The organism is Paracoccus nototheniae, assembly GCF_004335005.1.
In the GTDB taxonomy this organism is placed as follows: Bacteria; Pseudomonadota; Alphaproteobacteria; order Rhodobacterales; family Rhodobacteraceae; genus Paracoccus; species Paracoccus nototheniae.
On sequence record NZ_RQRT01000114.1, the window covers coordinates 1 to 6,991 of the forward strand.

The 6,991-nt window shown below is 67.7% G+C and carries 5 protein-coding genes; 1 reads left to right on the plus strand and 4 read right to left on the minus strand.

All coding sequences use genetic code 11. The features are described from left to right. From EG885_RS21190 to EG885_RS21205, 4 genes are all read right to left on the minus strand, one after another. Nucleotides 1-1,424 (minus strand): sensor histidine kinase (locus EG885_RS21190; RefSeq protein WP_131578644.1); only part of this gene is annotated, 1,424 nt, incomplete at its 3' end. Then, nucleotides 1,414-2,277, minus strand: a complete 864-nt coding sequence (locus tag EG885_RS21195) for a CheR family methyltransferase (protein WP_131578647.1) — start codon at nucleotides 2,275-2,277, stop codon at nucleotides 1,414-1,416. The genes EG885_RS21190 and EG885_RS21195, both read right to left, overlap by 11 nt. Next, nucleotides 2,274-5,357 carry a response regulator gene (locus EG885_RS21200; RefSeq protein WP_242679784.1) on the minus strand — a complete coding sequence of 1,028 codons (3,084 nt, stop codon included), beginning with the start codon at nucleotides 5,355-5,357 and terminating at the stop codon, nucleotides 2,274-2,276. The genes EG885_RS21195 and EG885_RS21200 overlap by 4 nt, the downstream gene beginning before the upstream one ends. Nucleotides 5,358-5,545: 188 nt before the next feature. Next, the gene (locus EG885_RS21205) at nucleotides 5,546-6,091 is read right to left on the minus strand and encodes a cytochrome b (RefSeq protein WP_131578650.1); all 546 of its coding nucleotides are present in this window, start codon (nucleotides 6,089-6,091) and stop codon (nucleotides 5,546-5,548) included. 112 nt (nucleotides 6,092-6,203) lie between these two features. Here EG885_RS21205 and EG885_RS21210 point away from each other — a divergent pair, with 112 nt between their 5' ends. Then, nucleotides 6,204-6,965, plus strand: coding sequence for a CDP-alcohol phosphatidyltransferase family protein (locus EG885_RS21210; protein ID WP_242679785.1), 762 nt, complete (start codon nucleotides 6,204-6,206; stop codon nucleotides 6,963-6,965). The last annotated feature ends 26 nt before the right edge of the window (nucleotides 6,966-6,991 follow it).

Sequence of the window (6,991 nt, forward strand, 5' to 3'; positions counted from 1 at the left end):
GGCCCCTCGGCGGGGCAGGGCGAATGGGCCAGACGGGTCACGCCCTCGGTCAGGCGCAGGGTCCAGACGACGCCGCCGGGCTGCCAGTCCGCATGGGCATCGCCCGCATCCCCGCCCCCGGCAGCGCCGATCAGCGTGGTGCCGAAACCGCTGCGGGCGGGCGGGGTGACGGCAGGCCCGCCGGTCTCGCGCCAGGTCAGGACCAGTTCAGGCCCTTCCAGCCGCCATGACAGGTTGATCCGCCCCTGCGGCACCGACAGCGCGCCGTATTTGGCGGCATTGGTGCCCAGTTCGTGCAGGGTCAACGCCAGCCGCAGCATGGTGTCGGGCGACAGTTCCACCGCCGGGCCGTCGCGCAGCAGCCGGTCGCCGTCCAGCGTGCCGGAACTGATCTGATCGTCGATCAGCTGATCCAGCGGCGCGCTGGCCCATGTGGCATCCGACAGGATCGAATGGGCGCGGGCCAGCGCCTGCAGACGTCCGCCGAAGCTGGCCTCGAAATCGGTCAGGCTGTCGGATTGGCGCAGGCTTTGCCGGGCGATGGCCTGCACATTGGCCAGCGTGTTCTTGATGCGGTGGTTCAGCTCTCCGATCAGCAGGGACCGGATTTCCTCGGCCTGCTTTCGTTCGGTGATGTCCAGAACCTGCAGCGACAGCGATTGCCGCCCCGGCCCTTCGGACAGGACCGAGCCATAGACCTCGCAGGCGATCGGGCCGATATCGGCGTGATCCAGACTGATCTCGGCGGAAAAGCGCGGCGCGCCGTCCTGACGACAGTCCAGCCAGCCGGTGAGCAGATCCGCGCCCGCCTCGTCCAGCCAGCCCGCCGTGGTGGCGGCCATCCCCAGCAGATCGCCCGCCCTGCGCCCGAACATGCGTTCGGCGCCCTTGGACCAGCTGCGGATGCACAGATCGCGGTCCAGCGTCACGAAGGCCAGCGGCGAATTGTCGGCATGCGCCTTCAGCTGCGCCATGGCGCGGTCGCGGTGGCGCGCGATATCCTGCATCTCGTCGCGCTGGCGTTCCAGTTCCTTGGCCTGACGCCCGATGCGAAAGAACACCTCGGCCTTGGACTTCAGCACCACCGGGTCGATGGGCTTGAAGATGTAATCGACGGCGCCCGCCTCGTACCCCCGGAACCGGCGCGCCTCGTCCATCTCGGCGGCGGTGACGAAGATGATCGGAACGCCGCGGGTGCGTTCGGTCGACCGCATCAGCTCGGCCAGCTCATACCCGTCGGTGCCGGGCATCTGCACGTCCAGAAAGGCCAGCGCATAGTCGTGCTGCAGCATCAGCTCCAGTGCGTCCGAGGCCGAGCGCGCACTGTCCACGACCAGCCCGTCGCGGCGCAGCAGCGCCTCCAGCGCCATGATGTTCTGTTCGATGTCGTCCACGATCAGGAAACGGATGGGTCTATGAGGCATGGGCTGTCTCCTGGCAGGCGGTGCGGCGCCAGATCCGGTCGGGTTCGTCAAAGGCCGCGAAGGCCGAAGCATGGGTCGAAAAACGCAGCGTCTCGTGCGAGCCGAGGCCCAGAAAGCCGTCGCGGGTCAGCGCCTCGGCGAACAGGCCAAGGGCCCTGTCCTGCAACGGATTGTCGAAATAGATCAGGACATTGCGGCAGGAAATCAGATGCACTTCGGAAAACACCTGATCGGTGGCCAGATTGTGTTCGCTGAACACCGTGCGCGCCCGCAGGCGCCGGTCGAACGCCGCGCGACCATAGGCGGCGGTATAGTAATCGGCCAGCGACCCGGTCCCCCCCGCCCGCTGATAGTTCTGCGAAAAGACCGCCAGCCGGTCGATGTCATAGATCCCCGCCTCGGCCCGGGCCAGCGCGCGGTGGTTGATCTCGGTCGCATAGAACAGGGTGCGGTCGAACAGCCCCTCTTCCTGAAACAGGATCGCCAGCGAATACAGCTCTTCGCCATCCGCGCAGCCCGCCACCCAGACCTTGAGCGAGGGGAAGGTGCGCAGATGCGGGATCACCTGATGGCGCAGCGCTAGAAAATAGGCCGGATCGCGGAACATCTCACTGACCTGCACGGTCATCGCGTCGATGATGTCGGGCAGAACAGACGGGTCGTGCAGCAGACGTCCCTGAACCTCTGACAGGGTCGCGCAGCCAAGCCGTTCGCGCGCCAGATCGGCGCGGCGCGCCAGCGACACGCGCGAATAGGACCTGAAATCATAGTGATATCGCCGGTGCAGGGCCTCAAGGAACAGGTCCAGCTCGATCGCGTCGGGGGCGCGCAGGGGGACGGGATCGACGCTCATCTGGGCATCCAGACACGGGTCAGCGACAGCAGCTTGTCCACATCCAGCGGCTTGGACAGATAGTCGTTGGCGCCCGCGGCCAGACATTGGTTCTGGTCCTCGGCCATCGCCTTGGCGGTCAGCATGATGATCGGCAGGGTCTTCCAGCGGTCGATCTTGCGGATCTCTCGCGTGGCGGTCAGCCCGTCCATCTCCGGCATCATCACATCCATCAGCACCAGATCGACCTTGGGCGCAGCGCCGTCATTGACGCGGCCCAAAGCCTCCAGCGCCTCGCGGCCGTTGCGGGCGATCTGGACGGTGGCGCCATGGGGTTCGAACACCCCGGTCAGGGCATAGACGTTGCGGATATCATCCTCGACCACCAGAATGCGGCGGCCTTCCAGCTGGGCGTCGCGGTTCAGGGACGCGGCCAGCATCTCTCGTTGCTTGTCGGGCAGGTCCGAAACGACCTGATGCAGGAACAGCGTCACCTCGTTGATCAGCCGTTCCGGGGATTTGGCGCCCTTGATGATGATCGATTTGGAATAGCGGCGCAGGCGCTGTTCCTCGGCCTCGGACAGGGTGCGGGCGGTATAGACGATGACCGGAGGAAAGGACGCGCTGCCATCGCCGTCCAGCTGTTCCAGAAAATCGAACCCCGAGGCGTCGGGCAGCGTCATGTCCAGAACGATGCAATCGACCGTCTCGCTGCGGCAGATGCGCAGCGCGTCGGCGGCGGTGCCCGCGCCCACGGTCTCGACCTCGTCGCTGGCCAGCAGGGTGCGCAGACCCTCCATCTGGGCGGGATCGTCCTCGACGATCAGCACCCGGCGCAGGCGCTGTTCCAGACGATCCTCCAGATGGCGGAAGGTCGTGGCCAGCTGGCTGCGGTCCACCGGTTTCATCACATAGCTGATCGCGCCCTGCGCCAGCGCATCCTTGACGTGGTCATTGGCGGAAACCATGTGCACCGGAATATGCCGGGTGGTGGTGTCGCGCTTCAGCCGGTCCAGCGCGGACAGGCCCGAATGGTCGGGCAGACCCACATCCATCACGATGGCCTGCGGCAGGAAATGCCGCGCCGCGCGCACCGCATCATCGGCGCGCCCCACGCAGACGCAGCGGAACCCCAGTTCGACCGCCAGATCGTAAAGGATGCGGGCGAAGGCCGGGTCGTCCTCGACCATCAGCATCACCCGGTCGCCGGGCGCGATGATGGCGCGGTCGTCTGTCAGGCCGGGCAGCGCGTCCAGCATAAGCGGCGCAGCCTCGTCCACCGGGGCGGGGCTGGGCATCGGCGCCGGACGGGCGCGGGCGCGGGCCGGGGCGGGCTGACGGATCGCCGGGGTGGCGGGCAGGATCAGCGTGAAGGTGCTGCCCTTGCCCGCCGCACTGGTCAGCGTGATCCGCCCGCCCAGCAGATCGGCCAGCTCGCGAGAGATCGACAGCCCCAGCCCGGTGCCCCCGAACCGGCGAGAGATGGTGCCGTCGGCCTGCCGGAACGCCTCGAACACGGTTTCCTGCTGATCGGCATCGATGCCGATGCCGCTGTCCTCGACCGCAAAGGCGATGCCCTGCGGCGCAGCCGTGACATGCAGCACCACCTGGCCTTTTTCGGTGAATTTCAGCGCGTTCGAGATGAAGTTGCGCAGCACCTGTTCCAGCCGCTGGCGGTCGGTTTCGATCACCGGCAGGCCGGTGGCCACGCGGGCGGTCAGGGTCAGGCCCTTCTGACGGGCCTGACTCTCGAAGCCGCGCAGCAGCTTGTCGGCGATGGTCTGCGGATCGACTGCATCGCGGGCCAGTTCCAGCTTGCCCGATTCGATCTTGGACAGGTCCAGAATGTCGTTGATCAGCGCCAGCAGATCCTTGCCCGAGGCTTCGATCGTCTCGGCCCACCGGACCTGTTCCTCGGTCAGGGTGCGGGCGCGGTTGTCCGACAGCAGCCGCGACATGATCAGCAGGGCGTTCAGCGGGGTGCGCAGTTCATGCGACATGTTGGCGACGAATTCCGATTTATAGCGGCTTTCGCGGCTCAGCGCCTCGGACTGATCCTCCAGCATGCGGCGCGAGCGGGCCAGCGCGTCGCGCTGTTCCTCCAGTTCCTGGGTCTGGCTTTCCAGCCGGGCGTTCTGCCCCTCCAGCTCGGCCTGCTGGGCCTCCAGCCTGCGCTGGCTGTCCTGCAGGGCGCTGGTCTGTTCCTCAAGCTCTTCGTTCGATGCGGCCAGCTCTTCGCCATGGCTGCGCAGCTGGTCGGATTGACGGCGGGTTTCCTCCAGCAATTCGCGCAGCTGTTCGCGGTATTGGGCCGATCGCAGGGCGATGCCCAGCCTGTCGGCGATGCGGTCGAACAGTTCCAGAACCCGCGCGTCCGGCGGGCCGTCCAGACCGAATTCCAGCACCCCGTTCACCAGCTGCCCATCGCGCAGCGGCACGATCAGCGCATGCGCCGCATGTCCCCGCGCCAGCCCCGAAGCCCAGCCAAGCGCCTGACCGACAGGCAGCGCCAGATCCAGCGGGCGGCCTTCGGTGATGGCGCGGCCCAGGTGGCCCTCGCCCTCGGCCACGCGGTCGGCAAGGCCTGCGGCGTCAACGCCCCAATGGGCCAGACGCATGTGACCCGACCCGTCGCGGGCATAGGCCACGGCGGCGCGCGCATCGATGCGTTCGGCCAGCATGCCCAGCACCTGCTGGGCCAGACGTTCGGCGCCAAGTTCCCCCTGCGTGGCGCGCGACAGGTCGATCTGGGCCTGATTGATCCATTCGCCCTGCGTCAGGCGCTGGCGGTTCACGATCAGGCTGCGGCCCATCCAGCCAAGCGTCAGATAGACCAGCCCGGCCAGGATGCGGTTCATCGCGGCGACGGTCGGGTCGATCCCCGCCCGGTCGAAGCCGAAGCCAAGCGCCATGGCCACGCAGGCCACCGCCGCCACGCCAAGCGGCAGCATCGGACGCGTGCCCTGAAAGGCCAGCGCCAGCGGCAGGATGTACAAAAGCCACACCGCCGACCCAAGCGGGAAGGACAGGTCCAGCGCCAGAACCCCGCAGAGGGCGGCCGCGATGACGATCAGAATCGTCAGGTCAGGGATCTTGGTCACGAACACTCCTGCAGGGCCGTCCGAAGGGTCAGGTTTTCGACGGCTGCGTCGAACGCGTCACGCGCCGTTTTCGTTCAATCGTCTGAAATGAATAAATGATAACCGGATACCGGGACTGCGGAACCGCCCCGGCCACCGCCCTGCCCTGACTAGTCAAAACCACCGCCCAAGTCGAGAGGTTCGGACCCCTATCCCCGCAGCGGCCAGATGCGCGACCAGATGCCGTCGCGCAGGATCAGACCGTGATGCAGCGCCGCTGCCAGATGCAGGGCCAGCACCGCGACCAGCGCCCATCCCGCCGCCTGATGCAGGGCGGATGCGGCATCGGCCAGCGCCTCGGACCGGGGCACCAGCGCGGGCAGACCAAGCGCGTCCAGCGCCTCGATCGGAAAGCCGCCCGCCCGGACCCGGACATAGCCCGACAGCGGCATCACGATCATCAGCCCATAAAGCGCCAGATGCGACAGCCCCGCCGCGCGGCGCTGCCATGCCCCGACGCTGGCGGGCAGCGGCGGGGCCGGATGGGTCAGGCGCCAGACCACCCGCAGCGCGACGATGGCGATCAGCAGGCTGCCCACGTTCTTGTGAAAGATGAACAATCTGTCCTGCAGCGCGCGCCCGATGCCCTCGCCGGTCATGATCAGCCCGACCGGAATCATCGCCAGAAGCAGCAGCGCGACCAGCCAGTGCAGCGTCCGCGCCGTGGTTCCGTATCCGCCGCCCCGTCCCGCCATGGCCGATTTCCCCCCGCGCCGCCGTCAGGGCAAGGATACGCCGACCCTGCGATCACGCAAGCGTCTTGGCACGGGTGCTTGACGCGTCATCTGCCTGTCATATGTTCGCGCGATGCAGATTTCCCCGCCCCGCCCGATCCCCGCGACGTCGCGCCGCGCCCGCCGCCTGCCCGAGGGGCTGGTGATGGCGGTTCCCGCAGGGCTGGCGCTGAACCTTGCCACCGGCGTTCTGGTGCTGGATCAGGGCAGCGGCGCGTTGCTGGCGGGGGGCCTTTATCTGGTCACCGCGCTGCTGGTCGCGGTGGCGATGCACCGCCATTATCCCCATGACCGGATTGGCGCCTGCAATGCGGTCACGCTGATGCGGGTGGCGCTGACCGCCGCGTTGCTGGCGCCGCTGATGGGCGGGCAGGCCGATGGCGCGCATCCGGGGGTGGGCCATATCGGCGGCTGGACGGTCGCCGCCATCGCCACGCTGTCTCTGTCGCTGGACGGGGTGGACGGCTATCTGGCGCGGCGCAGCGGGCTGTGTTCCGATTTCGGCGCCCGCTTCGACATGGAAGTCGATGCAGGACTGGCGCTGGTGCTGGCGCTGCATGTCTATCTGGGCAGCCCGGTCGGGGCCGAGGTGCTGATCCTTGGCGCCATCCGCTATGTCTTTGTCGCCGCCAGCTGGATCTGGCCGTGGCTGCGCGCCGCCCTGCCGGTCAGCTATACGCGCAAGACCGTCTGCGTGCTGCAGCTGGGATCGCTGATCGCGCTGCAGCTGCCGCAGATGCCGCAGGACGTCGCGATCCTGCTGGCGCGGGTCGCCTCGATCGCGCTGATCTGGTCCTTTGCCCGCGACGTGATCTGGCTGCGGAGCCACAGGTGAGGGCGCGTCCCGGCCCCCGCTCCCAC

Excerpts from the sequence above, each read along its gene's own strand:
- EG885_RS21195 (WP_131578647.1), bottom strand. The coding sequence starts at position 2,277 with ATGAGCGTCGATCCCGTCCCCCTGCGCGCCCCCGACGCGATCGAGCTG.
- EG885_RS21205 (WP_131578650.1), bottom strand. The coding sequence starts at position 6,091 with ATGGCGGGACGGGGCGGCGGATACGGAACCACGGCGCGGACGCTGCAC.
- EG885_RS21210 (WP_242679785.1), top strand. The coding sequence starts at position 6,204 with ATGCAGATTTCCCCGCCCCGCCCGATCCCCGCGACGTCGCGCCGCGCC.